Annotated in this window: 17 protein-coding genes and 1 riboswitch; of the genes, 10 read left to right on the top strand and 7 right to left on the bottom strand. The window is 56.0% G+C overall.

The genetic code is table 11. The annotated features are described in order from the left end of the window. Nucleotides 1-143: 143 nt before the first annotated feature. The 4 genes from MKX63_RS02270 to MKX63_RS02255 are packed head-to-tail and all read left to right on the top strand — an operon-like array spanning nt 144 to nt 3,549. Nucleotides 144-1,055 carry an ABC transporter ATP-binding protein gene (locus MKX63_RS02270; protein WP_341014986.1) on the top strand — a complete coding sequence of 304 codons (912 nt, stop codon included), beginning with the start codon at nt 144-146 and terminating at the stop codon, nt 1,053-1,055. After that, a complete protein-coding gene (locus MKX63_RS02265) occupies nt 1,055-1,792 on the top strand; it encodes an ABC transporter permease (protein ID WP_341018491.1) in 738 nt (245 codons plus the stop codon). Before MKX63_RS02270 ends, MKX63_RS02265 begins: the two co-directional genes overlap by 1 nt. A gap of 3 nt (nt 1,793-1,795) precedes the next feature. Beyond that, a complete protein-coding gene (locus MKX63_RS02260; protein ID WP_341014984.1) occupies nt 1,796-2,950 on the top strand; it encodes a sensor histidine kinase in 1,155 nt (384 codons plus the stop codon). Then, on the top strand, nt 2,947-3,549 hold the full coding sequence (locus tag MKX63_RS02255) for a response regulator transcription factor (protein WP_341014983.1): 603 nt from the start codon (nt 2,947-2,949) through the stop codon (nt 3,547-3,549). Before MKX63_RS02260 ends, MKX63_RS02255 begins: the two co-directional genes overlap by 4 nt. 263 nt (nt 3,550-3,812) lie before the next feature. Here the strand turns inward: MKX63_RS02255 and MKX63_RS02250 are convergent, their stop codons facing one another. From MKX63_RS02250 to MKX63_RS02220, 7 genes are all read right to left on the bottom strand, one after another. Further along, entirely contained in the window at nt 3,813-5,219 is a 1,407-nt protein-coding gene (locus tag MKX63_RS02250; RefSeq protein WP_341014692.1) for a transposase, read from the bottom strand. Nucleotides 5,220-5,639: 420 nt separating this feature from the next. Beyond that, nucleotides 5,640-6,464: an ABC transporter ATP-binding protein gene (locus MKX63_RS02245; RefSeq protein WP_341018489.1), complete on the bottom strand. Its 825-nt coding sequence runs from the start codon at nt 6,462-6,464 to the stop codon at nt 5,640-5,642. A gap of 80 nt (nt 6,465-6,544) precedes the next feature. Next, nucleotides 6,545-7,306 (bottom strand): ABC transporter permease, encoded by a 762-nt coding sequence (locus MKX63_RS02240; RefSeq protein ID WP_341014982.1) that lies wholly within the window; start codon nt 7,304-7,306, stop codon nt 6,545-6,547. Continuing rightward, the gene (locus tag MKX63_RS02235; RefSeq protein WP_341014981.1) at nt 7,303-7,596 is read right to left on the bottom strand and encodes a thiamine-binding protein; all 294 of its coding nucleotides are present in this window, start codon (nt 7,594-7,596) and stop codon (nt 7,303-7,305) included. Before MKX63_RS02235 ends, MKX63_RS02240 begins: the two co-directional genes overlap by 4 nt. Nucleotides 7,597-7,648: 52 nt before the next feature. Then, the gene (locus MKX63_RS02230; protein WP_341014979.1) at nt 7,649-8,722 is read right to left on the bottom strand and encodes an ABC transporter substrate-binding protein; all 1,074 of its coding nucleotides are present in this window, start codon (nt 8,720-8,722) and stop codon (nt 7,649-7,651) included. A gap of 150 nt (nt 8,723-8,872) precedes the next feature. Then, nucleotides 8,873-8,983, bottom strand: a riboswitch (TPP riboswitch). Nucleotides 8,984-9,054: 71 nt separating this feature from the next. After that, nucleotides 9,055-10,506, bottom strand: a complete 1,452-nt coding sequence (locus MKX63_RS02225) for a hypothetical protein (protein WP_341014977.1) — start codon at nt 10,504-10,506, stop codon at nt 9,055-9,057. A gap of 48 nt (nt 10,507-10,554) precedes the next feature. Beyond that, on the bottom strand, nt 10,555-10,680 hold the full coding sequence (locus MKX63_RS02220) for a hypothetical protein (protein ID WP_341014976.1): 126 nt from the start codon (nt 10,678-10,680) through the stop codon (nt 10,555-10,557). 157 nt (nt 10,681-10,837) lie between these two features. Here MKX63_RS02220 and MKX63_RS02215 point away from each other — a divergent pair, with 157 nt between their 5' ends. The 6 genes from MKX63_RS02215 (at nt 10,838) to MKX63_RS02190 (ending at nt 16,335) form a co-directional block, all read left to right on the top strand. After that, the gene (locus tag MKX63_RS02215) at nt 10,838-11,257 is read left to right on the top strand and encodes a pyridoxamine 5'-phosphate oxidase family protein (protein ID WP_341014975.1); all 420 of its coding nucleotides are present in this window, start codon (nt 10,838-10,840) and stop codon (nt 11,255-11,257) included. Nucleotides 11,258-11,406: 149 nt separating this feature from the next. Continuing rightward, complete coding sequence (locus tag MKX63_RS02210) at nt 11,407-12,441, top strand: EAL domain-containing protein (RefSeq protein ID WP_341014974.1); 1,035 nt, start codon at nt 11,407-11,409, stop codon at nt 12,439-12,441. A 99-nt stretch (nt 12,442-12,540) separates the two neighbouring features. Further along, nucleotides 12,541-13,215, top strand: coding sequence for a response regulator transcription factor (locus MKX63_RS02205; protein WP_341018487.1), 675 nt, complete (start codon nt 12,541-12,543; stop codon nt 13,213-13,215). Next, on the top strand, nt 13,212-14,630 hold the full coding sequence (locus MKX63_RS02200; protein ID WP_341014973.1) for a sensor histidine kinase: 1,419 nt from the start codon (nt 13,212-13,214) through the stop codon (nt 14,628-14,630). Before MKX63_RS02205 ends, MKX63_RS02200 begins: the two co-directional genes overlap by 4 nt. Before the next feature lie 80 nt (nt 14,631-14,710). Beyond that, a complete protein-coding gene (locus tag MKX63_RS02195) occupies nt 14,711-15,622 on the top strand; it encodes an ABC transporter ATP-binding protein (protein ID WP_341014972.1) in 912 nt (303 codons plus the stop codon). Continuing rightward, the gene (locus tag MKX63_RS02190) at nt 15,619-16,335 is read left to right on the top strand and encodes an ABC transporter permease (protein ID WP_341014971.1); all 717 of its coding nucleotides are present in this window, start codon (nt 15,619-15,621) and stop codon (nt 16,333-16,335) included. The genes MKX63_RS02195 and MKX63_RS02190 overlap by 4 nt, the downstream gene beginning before the upstream one ends. Nucleotides 16,336-16,337 lie beyond the last annotated feature (2 nt).

Raw genomic sequence — 16,337 nt, 5'->3', positions numbered from 1 at the left:
GGAATCGTGGACAGGAGCGCCCTATTTTGGCCGGGTGACAGTTGTCACTTTGAATCGGTGACAGTCCATACTGATGCTCTTCTCCAGTCTCCGGTACTATAGCAATATAGCCAAGAAGGCAGAAGGACACGGAGGGATACACGATGGAATATGTCATTGAAATGAACAATGTCAGCCGCAGCTTCCAGGAGAAGCAAGCGGTGAAGCAGGTGAGCTTTACAATTAGCCGCGGCTCGATCACAGCGGTGCTTGGCCCTAACGGAGCCGGCAAAACCACCACACTTGCGATGCTTCTGGGCTTGCTTGAGCCCTCGGAGGGCAGCGTTAAGGTGTTCGGTCTTAAGCCGGCAGACGTCAGAGTGAAGCAGCGGACCGGAGCCATGCTCCAGGAGGTCAGCGTCATGGACCGGTTGAAGGTCCGGGAGATACTGGCGCTGATCCGCAGCTATTATCCTCAGCCCATGGAGATGGAAGTGCTGCTTCAGGCGACCGGGCTGGGGGCGGCGGATCTGAACCGTTACGCGGAGAAGCTCTCCGGCGGGCAAAAGCGCAGCCTCAGCTTCGCGCTGGCGCTGGCGGGCAACCCGGATCTGCTGTTTTTTGACGAGCCGACAGTGGGGCTGGATACGACAGCCCGGCGGCATTTCTGGGAGAGGGTGCGGGGACTGGCTGACCAGGGCAAAACAATTCTGTTCAGCACTCATTACCTGCAGGAAGCGGAGGATATCGCGGACCGGATTCTGCTGTTCAACCGGGGAGTGCTGGCGGCGGACGGAAGCCCGGACGAGGTTAAGGCGAGACTGGTTAAGAAGTCGCTGTCCTTCCTGGCGTCCGGCGACCCGGCGCTGCTGCACAGTCAATTACTGGAGCTGCCAGCCGTGGACGGCTGCTACGAGAAGGATGGACGGCTGCATGTGACGACAGAGAATACGGATGAGGCGCTGCGGGCTATTTTCGTGAACGGACTGGCTGTGCAGGATGTACGGATCGACCAGGGGAAGCTGGATGAAGCGTTCGAGCAATTGACCCTGAATCAAGAGGAGGCGGCAGTATGATGAAACCTATGATGGCCCAGTGCAAGGCAGAGCTGCTGCGGATTATCCGCAATCCCTATTATGTGTTCTGGTCGCTGCTCATGCCGATTCTGTTCTACTTCATCTTCACCCGGGTGGTGAATACGGGGACGGACGATACGAAGCTGTGGCAGGCGCATTATCTGATGTCGATGGCGGCCTTCAGCGTGATGGGTTCCGCAATTATGACCCTCGGCATCCGGCTGGTGCAGGAGCAGACACAGGGCTGGAATACGTTTATCCGCATTACTCCGCTGCCGTCCTCGGTTTATTTTTTCGGCAAAATGTTCGGTCAGAGCGTCATGCATCTGTTCTCGGTTCTGTGTATTTTCGTAGCCGGGTATTTAATCAACGGGGTGTCGCTGACAGCGGCGCAGTGGCTGCTTTGCGGATTGTGGCTGCTTGCGGGCTCTCTGCCTTTTCTGGCGCTGGGTACGATTATCGGGTCCATGAAGCGGGTGGATACGGCGAGCGGGGTGAGCAATGTACTCTATATGGGGCTGGCGGTGGCCGGGGGCATGTGGATGCCTCTCGACATTATGCCTAAGCTGATGCAGAAGATCGGGCACTGGCTGCCGTCCTATAATTATGGAGATGGAGCCTGGGCGATTGTAGCGGGAGGTTCCCCGTCGTGGAAGGCCGTGCTGCTGTTGCTCGGTTACCTGGCCGTATTTATGTTATTATCGGTCTATATAAGGCGAAAACAGGAAGCGGTGTAATCCATGGCGGCACGTATGCAGTTCCGGATTTTTCCGGAAAGGTTCGGTTTCTTCCCCTATATTTGGCTGATCTATCTGGTGTTCCCGGTGCTGAATTTCGATGGTTACAGCGGCTACAAGCTGATGGCAGGGTATGTGCTGCTCCTGCTGTTCCTGGTGACGTACCGCCAGCTCTACTGGGCGGAAGAGAGGGCGTATACGGCCTGGCTGGGACTGCAGCTGCTGATTATTGTCGTGTTAACCGTAGTCTATAGCCCCTACAACATGTATATGGGCTTCTTCACCAGTAACTTTATCGGCTGGTATACCGATATGCGCCGGTTCAGGCAGGCTCTGGCGGTGTTCACTGCTGTACTGGTTGGACTGGGCCTGTTCTACCTGCCGCAGGCGTATGGCCTGGATATGCTGTTCCTGCTCCCATTCGCACTGATGATGCTGATCACGCCCTTCGGCATCCGCTCCATTAACCGGCGGCGGGTGCTGGAGAAGGAGCTGGACCAGGCCAACGAGCAGATCAAGGAAATGATCAAGCGTGAGGAACGGATGCGCATCGCCCGCGATCTGCATGACACGATGGGACACACACTGTCGCTGATTACGCTGAAAAGCCAGCTTGTCGAAAAGCTTGTCGTCAAGAACCCCGAGCGGGCGCAGGCGGAAGCCCGTGAGATCCAGCGGACCTCACGGGCCGCGCTGCGCCAGGTGCGGGAGCTGGTCTCTGAGATGCGTGCAGTCTCAGTTGCCGAAGAGCTGGCTGAGGCGGCGGAGATGCTGCGCAGTGCGGAGATCGCACTTGAGGTAGAGGGAGATGCAGCGCTGCCGGGTGTATCCGATCTGACGCAGAGTATTCTCAGCCTCTGCATCAAGGAGGGAATCACCAACATCGTTAAGCATAGCCGTGCGGACCAGTGCCGGATCAGCATCGTAATGACACCGGGCGAGGTACAGATTACGCTGGAGGATAACGGCATAGGTCCAGAAGCGAGCGGTGCGGGAGGGACGGAGCGCCGGGACGGCAACGGCATGAAGGGGATGGGCGAGCGGCTGGCCCTGATTGACGGCTCGCTGACGTTTGCTCCGGGACCGGGCGGGGGAACCCGGCTGAGCGTGGTTACACCAAGAGTAGTGAAGGATGGAAAGGATGGGGAAACAGCATGATCAGGATCATAATTGCCGAGGATCAGCGGCTGCTGCGCGGCGCGATGGCATCGCTGCTTGATCTGGAGGATGATATTGAGGTGGCGGGCGAAGCCGGGGACGGGGCGGAGGCGCTGTCCCTGATCGAACGCGTCCAGCCGGATGTGTGTCTGATGGACATAGAAATGCCGCTGATGAGCGGCCTGGAGGTGGCAGAGATACTGAAATCCCGGGGCTGTGCCACCAAAATTATTATCCTGACCACCTTCGCCCGTCCCGGCTATTTCGAACGCGGAGTGAAGGCCGGGATTCAGGGCTATCTGCTGAAGGACGAGCCGGTAGATAAGCTGGCGGATGCCATCCGCCGCGTGATGGCCGGAGGGCGCGAGGTCTCGCCGGAGCTGGTCTTCGGCAGCCTGCGTGAAGAGAATCCGCTAACTGACCGGGAGCGTGAGATTCTGAAGCTGGCCGCAGCGGGCCGCAGTGCCGGTGAGATCGCAGCGGCGCTCCACCTCTCCTACGGCACCGTCCGCAACTACATCTCAGAGATTCTCAGCAAGCTTGCGGTCAAGACCCGGATCGAAGCCGTGCGGCTGGCGGAGGAGAAGGGCTGGATGTAGGGTGACCTGGGGCTCTGTACAACTAAATCGTTTGTGTACCGCCGAATCTCCATATAGCTGTATTTGGTGCAATTAAACTAACTGTATATTCTGGTTGTGGTCCGATTGAGAGGTGGAATGGTTAGCTCAATTGTATTTTATACAACAGATGTCCCCAAAATCCGCAGCAAATCCGATTCTGTTGTACTCTGGAGTCAATTTCATAATTCAGTTTACTGAAAAGCAAGATTGGTCCAAAATCTAAGGTCATATTTTTAAAAAAATCAGGCCACTTGCTGGGAGTCTCTCAACTGCTGATTCAATTTGTCTAATGCAAACTTACTCAAATTGTACGCGAGCGTACTGAGCTGGAAATCGACACTTGCCCGGACACCCCGGTGACGTGTGCGTTTCATCCCGAAATACTCTTTGAGATAGGCAAACACACGCTCCACGGCCGTCCGCTTGTTGTACAGGGTGGTAAAACTTTCGCTACCTCTGGCGGGATAAGTGTGCAACCGCAAATCCGTTTGCATGCGAATTTTAAACACTTTTTGGCAATCGGAACCGGAAAGCTCACAGCCTTTGCATTCGCTAGGCCGGGTGTACTTCAGGGTCTCATACTTGGCATCAAAACTGTCGTAACGGTACGTATGTCCTTGAGCGCACACCGGCGTGTAATCCAGATTCATTCCTGCAGGCGGGTCTTTATGGTGAATCAGGGAAATCGCAGGATAGGCGCCGAGCGTATGAATCAACTGGTAGATTGCCGCGCAGTCGTAGCCTTTGTCGCCCAAGATATGCTTGACCTTTAGCATCGGAAACTTTAGGAGCAGGCCTTTGAGAAGGACGACCGCCATACGCTGGTCATTCGGATTGGCCGAACTAAAGAGCCCACTGAGGATATACTGGCTGTCCGTGTCGACTAGCAGATTCGCCTTGAACCCGTAATAGCTGGTCATTCGGCCCTTCGTATTTTTCTTATCACAACGCGCAGCATGCCGGGGCAACTCGGTCAGCAGTTCATCGTACGTGTACGGCAACATCGCTTCAATGGTTTTCTGGAACGGTCCGAGACTTTGTTCATAGGCTTCCATTTCCTCGCGCCGACGTTCCTTTTCGGCCTGGGATGGACGACCTGGCTTGCTGTACCTGGGTTTCTTCAGCGGCGCGTTCACCGCCTTCGGCTCAGGCTCTTGATGTTCGAGCTGAAGTTGTTCGGCCCCCGGAGCTTCGCCTTTCTTTTGCTCCCGGCGAGCCGCACGACGCTTGGAGGCTGATTCGCTAAATTGGCAATCCCATGCCTCAACCATCGAGGAATCCACAGCCAGATGGGTGCCGCTCACAAAACCTTCTTCTAGGGCAGAGGTGACTAGGCGATCCTGAAGTTGTTCCAGCATTCCCGTTTGCGCTAGGGCATGAATCAAACGAGAATAGGAGGCCTGACTGGGAATATTGTCCGAGCCCGTAAACCGGCACTGGACTCGAAATTCGTGGCTATGATTCAATCGCCGGACCAAGGCAGAGACAAACTCGATGTTCTCCATTTTGGCAATCAGCAGCGAGTAGATCATGGCAGGTACGTTTAGTTTTTCAGGCCGTCCACGGTGGCTCTTTTTCCGCAGTGCGAACAGAACTGGAGCTAAATGTAAGTGTTCAAAGATTTGGCTATATTTATCTTCCGGAGCCATCTGGAGCAATTCCTCAAAGGAAAACAGTTCTTCTTGTCGAATAGAATAGATAGGGATTACCTCTTTTCTTCTCGGGTGTTGGTTTCGTCACCTATAACTTCGAGAATTTGGGGAGGTACTCCTTTTTCTATGCTCAAAAAAACCAGGTATAGCAAGGGTTTTGAATTATGAAATTGTCTCCTCTGTACAGCAGAAATCTGCGAAAGTGGTGTTTTTGGGCAAATAAACAAAAATCTGCTGTACGAAATACAGCAGAAGTGAATTTTGACTGGAATATTGCAGATTCTATTGCAGTAAATACAATCAGGCAGAGTTATGCTGCTACAGACAAGGCAGTGCCGAGTCACGAAGGCTGTTGTTATGTATAGCAGGGCGCGCCACGCCACCTTTCCTGCTAAGTCACCAGCGCAGCAACCCCTCTTAACTCTGGCTCTTCGCCTGCTCCTCGCGCATCCACTGGGAGAGCTGGCGCCGCATCCGGAGGAACTCCGGCGAATCGGCGATCTCTTCGCGGCGCGGACGCGGGAAGGGGACCTCCACGGTGTGGAGGACGGAGCCGGGACGCCCCGAGAAGACGTAGATGCGGGTGGAGAGCAGCAGCGCTTCTTCGATGTTGTGGGTGATGAACAGCACGGAGCGGCGGTTCTCCTCCCACAGCTCCAGCAGCCAGCGCTGCATCTGCTCACGGGTCAGCGCATCGAGCGCGCTGAACGGCTCATCGAGCAGCATCAGCTCCTGCGGCGCGAGCATGGCCCGCAGGAAGGCGGCCCGCTGCTGCATGCCGCCGGACAGCATGTGCGGGTAGGCCCGCTCGAAGCCGCCGAGGCCGATCTTCGCCAGCCAGTGGCGTGCCGCCTCACGGGCCTCCCGCTTGGGGGCGCCTTGCAGCTCGGCGCCAAGCAGGACGTTGTCGAGCGTGCTGCGCCACGGGAACAGCGCGGGCTGCTGCGGCATATAGCTGATCTTGCCGCGCTGCCCGGTCACCGGGATGCCGTCCATGCTCACGGTTCCGGTATCCGGCAGCGTAAGGCCGCCGATGATATGGAACAGCGTGCTTTTACCGCAGCCGGACGGGCCGACAATGGAGACGAACTCCTGCGGCTCCACGGTCAGGGACACCTGATTCAGCACCTGCGTCTCCCGGCGGCGGTGCGTGAATGACTTGGAGATGCCGCTGACTTCAAGCGCAGGCGGCACACTCTGAGTACGCAGGCGTCCATCTACGTTCGCCTTCTCCAGTTCAATCCTCGTAAGCTCAGACACTTCGTCCAGCCTCCTTCAGTTTTATTTTGGTTGGTCCGTTTTGGATGATCCTCCCGTGCTTCTTAAGCATCCTTGCGCGGCTTCCAGCGCACCAGCCATCTCTCCAGCAGGGCAATGAGCGCGAATAACACGAGACTTAGCAGCACGATGATGGCGATGGCCACGAACATCCGGTCCGCACGGTAAGAGGACTTCTGCAGCAGCATATAATAGCCGATCCCTCTGTCGGCGCCGATCCATTCGGCCACCACTGCGCCCATCACCGCATAGGTGGCGGAGATTTTGAGCCCGGAGAACAGGGAGGGCAGGGAGCCGGGAAGCTCCAGCCGGGTGAAGATCTGCCACTTGCCCGCACCGGCCATCTTCATATAATTCAGCATCACCCGGTCGCTTTGGGCTAGCCCGCCCATGGCTGCAACAGCTACGGGGAAGAAGCAGACAAGGGTGATCAGGATAATTTTGGGCAGCAGACCGAAGCCGAACCAGATAATCAGCAGCGGGGCAAGCGCAATGGAGGGCACATTCTGGCTGAGGATCAGCAGCGGATAGATCGCCCGCTTGACCCAGGGCAGCAGGTGCAGCAGCAAGGCGGTGAGCAGGCCGATGCCTGTGCCGACCGGGAAGCCGATCAGGGTCAGCCGCAGCGTGGCGGCGGTGTGCTCCCAGATCCCTGAGGCGTTGTTCTTCGACTCACGCGCGATATCCGCGGGGCTGGGCAGCTGGTAAGCCGGGATGTGAAACAGCATGACCGAGAGCTGCCATATCCCGACAAAAAAGAGGACCGCCACAAAGGGCGGCCACACTAGCTTCCAGGTGCTTCTCACGGCCGGTATTTCTCGGTCAGCTTGTCCATGCTGATGCCGACCGGATTATGGGCAATCTTGATCTGTGAGATGACACTCGGACTGCCGGAAGCGACCAGCGCCTCATGCATGTCACGGACGATATCCAGCAGCTCGGACAGCTCGCCTTCCATCGTGGTCTCCAGCGGATTCACCTGATGCTTCACGCCTGACTTCTGAATGACCTCAATGGCCTTGTCCACATAAGGGATGGAATCCTCGTTGTTCGGTGTCTTGGGAATTACTTGAATGCTCAGCAATGTATTAGCCATGATGAATCCTTCCTCTCCAAATTAAGTATAAGATTCCCGCCATGCGGGTTCATTATGATTCCGGCAAAAATTCATTCGTAAACGTACTCTCCGCATCCAGCGGTTTATCCAGCAGCTTCAGGCCGTACATCCAGTCGGCGTAATTCTTCCAGATCTCAAGCTTCTGCTCCCCCCAGCGCGGGGCGTCGTCTTTGTATTTCGGGCTAAGCCATTTCTGGCTGGCCAGCACCAGCTTGGGATCAAGGTCTGGTACAGCGTCCGACAGGACCGTCGCAGCTTCTTCCGGGTTATCGATAGCGTACTGATAGCCCTTCGACGTAGCCTTCAGGAAGGCCTTCACCACTTCAGGATGCTCGGCGATCTCCTTCTCGCTGGTCGTCAGCACCGGGGTGTAGTAATCCAGCTGCGGAGCGTAATCCTTCAGATACAGCATATCCAGCGGCTCCCCGCGCAGCTCGGCCTCCACACCGGTCCAGGCATAGAAGATCCAGGCGAAGTCAATATCCCGCTTCACGGCTGTGAAAAAGTCCGCTTCGCCGATATTCACCAGCTTCACCTTGGAGACATCCCCGCCTTCGGGGTCCATGATCGCTTTCATGGCAGCCTGCTCCGCAGGGGAGCCCCAGCCTCCGTACGTTTTGCCTTCGAAATCCTTCGGCGTCTTAATATTGCGGTCCTTCGGAGCCGCGAACCCGGAGGTATTATGCTGAATGATGGCAGCAATCGACACCAGCGGCACATCCTGCAGACGGGCCAGAGTCAGGGCTTCCTGGGCGCTGATACCGAACTGGGCTTCGCCGGAAGTGACCATCGTATCGGACCCGGCAGCGCCGGGCTGTACAATCTGTACGTCGAGACCTTCCTCTGCGTAATAACCCAGCTCCTTGGCAGCATACAGGCCTGTATGATTGGTGTTTGGCGTCCAGTCCAGGGCAATCTTAACCTGGGTTAGCGCCTTAGGTGCATCCGTGGGTGCGGCTGCGGCTGCATCAGGTGCAGCTGTGCTGTTTCCTGCAGCAGGTGCGCTGGCCCCCGCATTGCCGCTGTTGTTCCCGCCGCCACATCCTGCTACGGTAAGCAGCAGCATGGAGCTGAGCAGGAGTAGTGCTGTTTTTTTGACTCCCATTTCTCTTTCTCTCTCCTTCCAGCAACCCCTGGTCTTCAGAGCTTACAGAAACCGTATTCCTGTACATCCTTAGAATCAAAAAAGCGTCCCGAAGATCGGGACGCCAGTGACTTGCGTGAGGGGACTTCAGCTTCAGTACCGCTTAGGGGCACTGTGCCGAATGAAGATTCCTACGCTGGCATTATCCAGATCAGGTATAAGGGTCAGTATCTTGTGGGATACAATCTCAGCCGGCCAATTCCAGCACCCCTGGTTCTATAAAGTTCACGGGTATTGCTATGTTCTTACGGTGTATTATAGACGGCAGTCCCGCCGTTGTCCACCCTCATATCTTAATCCCTCGTATAATGCCGCTTCTTGCGGCGGCTGCGGATGCCGTTCCAGATCTCTCTTACCGTTAGGCCGATACTGACGGTGATCCCCGAGAAGGTCAGGAACAGAGCCAGATACTCGAACGCGGAGTACTCCAGCATTTTGCTCCAGTCAATCTGTCCCTTCAGATCCTCGATCACCTGATTCATCCCGTAAATCCCGCTGATGACCGTGAACACGGTGAGCACCATCAGGAGCGTATCCCGCCGTTTGGCCTGGAATTTGTCCTGATACTGGAACAGGTCATTCAGCGTCATTTTCACCTCATCGAACAGGGCATCATTGCCATACACCTTACGCAGCTGAAAAAAAATCTCACGTCCCTGCGACTGCGAAATCAGCTCCAGGAAGTAGAATTTGGCCGAGAATTTGTTGATCAGGAAGATCAGATTCTCAATCTCGTCGTTATCGTGGTTGATGCGCAGCCGGGAGTGGAGGTTGGCGAGCTTCAGCAGCACGATTTTGTGGAAAATACTCAGCAGCATTCCGTAATAATACTCGCCGTACATCTGGCTGATCAGGCCTGCGGCAATCTCCGGCCTCGCCCGGCTCACGCAGCAGAAGGTCTGCTCATTGGTCATGTAGTAGGTGTCCGGCCCCCAGCGGCTATAGCAGTGCTCCCGGGTGTACTGCTTGATATAGTCCGGATCACTCGCACTCATATAGGGGCTGCCGTCGATGTTCAGACCGTCCACCTGGGAGGCCCGGTAGAGCAGCTCGACACTGATCTCTTCCTCGTCCTCCGGGAGATTAACGCCGTAGAAGGCCTGCACCAGCATCCGTTCATCGACGAAGAAGGGCAGGGTCTCGAAATAATTGCCGTTCGTCTCCGCAGGATCGAGATACGGCTCAAGCCCGGCTGCCAGATGCCTGAACACGAAATCCTCCACCCGGGCAAAAGACTTCTGATGACAATGAATGAAAGTATGCTCATCCTGAACACTTACATCCTCCAGATTGCGGAAGCGGTCGGCGAATTCCAGCACCATGCTGAAGGGGAGATTCTCCTCCTCAATAGCGACTCTTACCGTCAGGAAGCCCAGCTCGAACGGGCAGAGGAACACATCGGTCGACAGCACGCGGAAGGGAACCGTCTGGAAGGGCATTTGCAGCCCGCACAGCAGATCGTTAGCCCGGGAAAAGCGGCGGAAGGAATCCCTGTCCTTCTCACGCGGAAACAGGACATGGGCGGCAAACGGAAGATAGCTGCGCTCCATTTTCTCATGGGATACACAGTGATTCTCCCCGTAATAGGCATGTTCCAGTTCCTTGTTCTCCAGAAAAAAACGCGTAAATCCATCCTCCTGAAGGCTCTCAATCAGCTCTTGATCGACTTCCGCCTTAATTGAAAAGGGGAAAATGAATTGCAGTAAGGCGGTATGCAAAGTGGGCTCAGAATGCAGTTCAGCCATGTGTGGGTTCCATCCTTATTCACAGAATATGGACCTTGTAGTTTACATTTACCCTATTCTCCAAGCGGTCACGCTCAGCACGAATAACAGCGCGGCACAAGCGGCCGAAAGTCCCGAGGTCTGGGCGATCTGCAGATGATCCATGGACCAGCCGGTCCAGATTAGTTTTTTCAAGGATAAGACTCCTTATTAATCAATTTATGAACAGATGGCGGGATTCAGAATGAACGGGAAGGGTACACTATATTAGGCACAGGTTAATCATAAATCCAAACCGTGGACGTGAATATAAACTTATATTCACATGAATTTGAAGGGAGCTGTGACGTCAATGGACAACAAAGAGCTGGAGAAAACAATCATACAGGTGCTGGACGACAACAGGTTCGGTTCCTTCGGCACGATTGAGGCCGGTAACAAGCCTAAAGTGCGTTATATGGCAGTATTTCATGACGGGCTGTCCATCTATCTGGCAACTAACCGCAAGACTCATAAGGTAGAAGAGCTTCAGGATAATCCGAATGCTTGTCTCTTGCTCGGCTATGAACAGGGCGGCGGCAAGGATGTACTGGAGATCGAAGCAACGGTTGCTGTAACGAAGGACGACAGCTTGCGCTCTAAGGTATGGAATGAGTCCCTGGAGAAATGGTTCAAGGGGCCGGATGATCCCGATTATGTCATTCTTGAGCTGTCACCTTCACGGATTGAATATATGGGCAAGAACGGCGGGCATGGGGTATGGCAGTCTTAAGTATATAGTCCGGCAATCCGGGCCTCTTAGGAACCTTCAAGGTTCATAGGGGGCTCTTTCTGCTGCGGCTTTCCGCATTGTGCCTTGTGCCGGAGGAATCATGCTATAATGACCTCAGGTTATCGACATCATGAGGCGGAGGGATTGCCATGAACTGTGTTGATTGTGCTGACATCGACCCGATTGAGGATCAAGGGGAGCTGAAGCTCCGCCCCTGCTCCGATCCGCTGGCTGCTGCCATCCGAAATGCCGGTTATGAACTATATCAGACAAGCAAGACCTGTATCATTCCATATCATCGTAAGGAAGAGCTGTTGAAGCTTATAGAAATGCTGGTGGCAGCTAAGGACATAGCGGATTCCTTAGCGGTATGCGTTAAGAGTAAAGGTGCCCCTGAGGCCCCGGACCGGTGGCTGACCTTCGATCAGCTGAAGGTCCGCTTCGCTAATGAGAATCTGGTGTCCATCATTATGAGCCATGATTTCTGCAGCCACATGCAGCCGATTGTGAATTTCAGCGAGGAGATTGTCGGCTTTGAATTTCTGCTGCGCCCGCTGCCTCAGGGCAGTTATTTTCAGCCCTATGAGCTGTTTGAGATTGCCCGGCGGACAGGGTTTCACTCCTTCCTTGACCGGGCCGCCCGGATCTCGGCGATAGAGACCGGCAGTAAGCTGCTGCCCAAAGGCATCAAGCGGTTCATTAACTTCCTGCCCTCTTCTATTTATAATCCCAAGTATTGTCTTACGCATACTTTTGAGGCGATCCGGAGACTGGACCAGAATCCGGAGGATTATGTATTTGAGGTTGTGGAGACGGAGCAGATCAGCGATATTCCGCATCTTCGCGCCATCTTCGCCGAATACCGCCAGCAGGGGATGCGGGTTGCGCTGGATGATGTAGGCGCGGGCTATTCCACCGTTGAACTAATGTCCAGCCTCCAGCCCGATTATGTCAAGGTGGACCGCAGTCTGATCAGCTTCTGTGACCGGGATGAGGGGAAGCAGCGGATTCTTAGGGAGATTATCTCCAGGGCTGGAGAATTCGGTGCAAGCCTGCTGGCCGAAGGCATTGAACGCCGTGAGGAATTCCTGGTCTGCCGTGATCTGGGCATGGATCTGGGACAAGGCTATCTGTTCGGGCTGCCGGAGGATAAGCCGCCGGGACGGTTCGGAATTACAGCCTGAATAGCAAGGATGATTCTCCTCGAATAGCGGCAGTCTTGAGGTCTGCCGCTATTCGGGGATTTGTTGCGCCATTTGAAGCAAGAAAGGACGGTTAACAACGTGAGTGTGACCCTATTGTACGTAGAAGACGACCGGGAGATCGGCAGTGCCTTGGCGGCTGATCTGAGGGAAAGGGAATATGCTGTTCGCTGGCTGGAGAGCGGAGACGGGGCGCTTGAAGCCGCAGAGGGCTGCCAGCTTGCGATTCTGGATGTGATGCTGCCGGGGCTGGACGGCTTCACCGTCGGCCGGCGGCTGAAGCGGGCCTATCCGGAGCTGCCGGTACTGATGCTCTCGGCGCGCACCTCCATTGATGATAAGCTTCAGGGGCTGGACTTCGCGGATGATTACCTGACCAAGCCGTTTCATCCCGATGAGCTGGCGGCGAGAATCGAGGTTCTGCTGAGAAGAAGCGGCGCTGCCGCGCCCGCTCAGTTCACGCTTAAGCATCTGGTTGTCAGACCGGGAAGCAGTGTGGTCACGGAAGCTGCGACCGGACGGGAAATCATGCTTACCGGCAAGCAGTTTCAGATCTTCTCATATCTGCTGCGGCATCTGGGCCAGATTCTGACCAAGGAGCAGATCTATGAGGCGGTCTGGGGGGAGAGCTACATTGAAGGCGACAAGACGCTGATGGTACATATCCGTTATCTGCGTGAGAAGCTGGAGCTTGATCCGGCCGCGCCGGAGATTATTGAGACGGTCCGGGGGATCGGCTACAGGGTGAGAGGGTGAAAGGGGCGGGGCGTTTCAAGCTGCTGCACCGCTCGCTGCTTTTTCGTTATCTGCTCATTATCGTAGCTGCACTGCTGTTCGTGCCCGTTGTTATTCCGCTGACGATTGCCGTGTACAGCATCTTCGGGGGGATTACTCATACAAGTCCACCCAAGGCGTATGAGCAGTATTCGAGGATAGATAAGCTGGAGAGGATGTGGCATGAGGAAGCCCGCAAGCTCCTTGACCAGCCTCCTGAGGATATCAGCCGCCGGCTGTTGGCCTTAAGCGAAGCCTATCCGCTGTCGAGAATATTCTGGGTCGATCCTGCAGGGAGAACACAGCTGGTGACCGAGCCTTCAGGACCGCCGCTGCTCTTGACGGGAGAGGCTCCGGCTATTCCCGCCCAGTGGAGCGCCGCTGAAGCGGTATCCTTCATGAAGGACAGTGCGGCACTGAAGCCGCTGGCGATTGTCGCTTTTATAGGAGACCGGGCAGAGGCCGCAGAGGGCTTCATGGTGATGCAGCTGCCTGAGGATATTACGAAGAGCAAATATACCGCAGGGCTGGATAAATGGTATACGATTGCCATGCTGGTGTTCTTCCTGCTGTTCATTACCAGCTCCTGGTTCTTCTTCATCATGATCCGCAGAAGGCTGCTGCGGCTGCAGACCGCTATGGTGTTCACCGGGCAGGAGGGCTTGCCGCAGATTGTTCCGCCGGGGAAGCCGGATGAGATCGGGCATCTGGAGGAAGCCTTCAATACCATGGTGACGGAGCTTAAGGCAGGCCGTGCCCGGGAGGCGGAAGAAGAGGCGCTGCGCAAACGGCTGGTGGCCGATCTGTCGCATGATCTGCGGACTCCGCTTACCGTTATTCGCAGCCACCTCCATGTACTGGGCAAGGAGCCGTTGTCTCCGCACGCTCAGTCCTCCCTTAAGCTGATGGATCAGCGGATTGAGAGCCTTGGCATCCTGATTGAGAACCTGCTGTCCTACAATCTGCTGAACAGCGGACGCATTACGCTGCATCTGGAGCGCCGGGATGTGCTGAGACTGGTGCGGGAGAGCGCTGCCGCCTGGTATCCGGTGTGGGAGAGGGAGGGGTATCGGATCGATATTGATCTCGAAGGAGCGCCGCTGTACTGGGAAATCGATGACAGCTGGTTCCGCAGAGTGCTGGACAATCTGTTCCAGAATATTCTGCGTCATGCACGCAGCGGGTTATATGTAGGAATACTTACGGAGATCCGTGATGGCAACCGGGTGATTATTATCTCGGATCACGGCGGTGGTCTTGCGCAGAGCACTGACTCCGCAGGAGCAGGCCTGGGCCTGTCGATTGTCGATCTGCTGCTGAAGCGGATGGACCTGGAATGGAGCATGGAGAGTAGGGCGAAGGGGACCGAGGTTGTAATCTGGAAGCGGAACGCCTGAACAATTTAAACGAAATTTAAACTTGCTGCCTCCGTGCTTTTAACCTTGGGGCGTTATGCTGTTACCGAGGTGAAGAGAATATGAAAGATACAGTGATAGAGACAAGAAATCTGCTTAAGGAATACCGCGGCCGTGCGGCTGTGAAGAACCTGAATCTCAATATCACCAAAGGGGAAATCTACGGTTTCCTCGGACCGAACGGTGCCGGCAAAACAACAACCATCCGCATGCTGCTCGGTCTGATCAAGCCGACCTCCGGCAGCATTGAAATCTTCGGCAAGGAGCTGCGTGCGAACCGGATGCAGATTCTGCGCAAGGTAGGCTCGCTGGTGGAATCGCCGTCCTACTACGGACATCTGAGTGCATGGGACAACCTGGAAGCGATCCGCCGCATTCTGGCTGTGCCGAAGGTGCGCATTGCCGAGGTGCTGGAGATCGTCTCGCTTACCGGGGAGGAGACGCGGCCGGTCAAGGGCTTCTCGCTGGGCATGAAGCAGCGGCTGGGGATTGCGGCAGCCCTGCTGGGCAGCCCGGAGCTGCTTATTCTCGATGAGCCGACCAACGGGCTGGACCCGTCAGGCATACAGGAGATCCGCTCCCTGATTAAGCGGCTGCCTGAAGAGCAGGGGATTACGGTGCTGGTATCCAGCCATCTGCTGAGCGAGATTGAGCAGATGGCCGGTACGGTCGGCATTATCCGCGAGGGACAGATGGTCTATCAGGATACCATTGCCCATCTCCAGCAGCAGGCGGCGGGCCATCTCCGCCTGGCGTTATCCGAGCCGGAGACTGCGCTGATGACAGCGGTGCGGCGCGGCTGCGGCGGCGAGCTGCAGGAGGGCCGGCTGGTCCTGCCCCGGATGAGTGATGCGCGAGTATCGCTGCTGGTCAAAGAGCTGGTCGAGGAGGGACACGCGATCTACAGGGTAGAGGAGCACAGGCAATCTCTGGAGGAATTCTTCCTGCAGGTGGTCGGGGGAGGGGAGCTATGATGTGGCGTGCGCTGTCAGCGGACTGGCTTAAGATCCGTGGCAAAGGCATATGGTTCCTCGCCTTCCTCGGCCCGCTGGGTCTTATCGCCATGCAGGGGCTGAATTTCGGCCTCCGCTATGACTATCTTCGCGGGCAGTACCGGGAAGACCTGTGGGGTGGCCTGCTCAGTGAGGTCATACCCTTCGTACCGATTGCCCTCTATCTTGGAGGCACACTGATCTGCTCACTGATTGCGAATGTCGAGCATCAGACCAGCGCCTGGAAGCAGCTGCTGGCGCTGCCTGTCTCCCGTACGGCTGTGTTCATAGCGAAGCTGCTGCTCTGCCTGCTGCTGCTTATCGTGTCCTGCCTGCTGCTGTCGGCGGGGACTGTCATTCTCGGGCTGCTGCTAGGATTCGGCACTCAGCAGATACCGCTTGCGGATGTCCTGCGGATGGGCTTCGCCGCTTATGCTGCGGCCATGCCGATCATTGCACTCCAGTTGTGGCTGTCTCTAACCAGCCGGAACCAGACCCTTCCGGTATCGGTGGGATTGACCTTGTCGCTGGTCAGCCCGTTCGGCTCATACTTCACGCAGTGGTTCCCGCTCTCCTGGCCGGAATTGGCTTGGAGTGATCCGCGTCCATGGCTGTTCAGCGGAGCCGGCCTGTTGCTTGGATTCCTGGTAATCCTGCCTGGAGCCGTACATTTCGCGCGAAAGGATGTGGACTGAAC

The organism is Paenibacillus sp. FSL R7-0179, from assembly GCF_038002265.1.
In the GTDB taxonomy this organism is placed as follows: Bacteria; Bacillota; Bacilli; order Paenibacillales; family Paenibacillaceae; genus Paenibacillus_AQ.
The sequence above is the reverse complement of the archived record's forward strand: the minus strand, read 5'-3'. Positions and strand labels throughout refer to the sequence as shown.